At 34.8% G+C, this 230-nt stretch carries 1 protein-coding gene; it reads right to left on the minus strand.

Translation table 11 applies throughout. The features are described 5' to 3' along the window. A partial coding sequence (locus tag ACRHOC_RS15300) for a hypothetical protein (protein WP_431159455.1) occupies positions 1–230 on the minus strand: 230 nt, incomplete at both ends.

Below are 230 nucleotides of genomic sequence, written 5' to 3' on the forward strand. Positions count from 1 at the left end.
ATAATCCTAAAGCACGATGCCCTCTTCTGTAAATATGATTGTTTACTTCTTCGCTAGCTGCATCTAAAATAGCAAATGGCGTATTTAGATTTTTTGCTTTTCTATGCCCTTGTACCACACGAAACCCATTCTGAAATGCCATATTCATTTTCGTTAAAAAATGACACTCCCTAATGTTATCCGCATCAAGTATAATAGCATATTCATAAGCGTCATCCATATAATGCATA

Origin of the sequence: Winogradskyella poriferorum (genome assembly GCF_050618035.1) — a bacterium.
GTDB lineage: Bacteria > Bacteroidota > Bacteroidia > Flavobacteriales > Flavobacteriaceae > Winogradskyella > Winogradskyella poriferorum_A.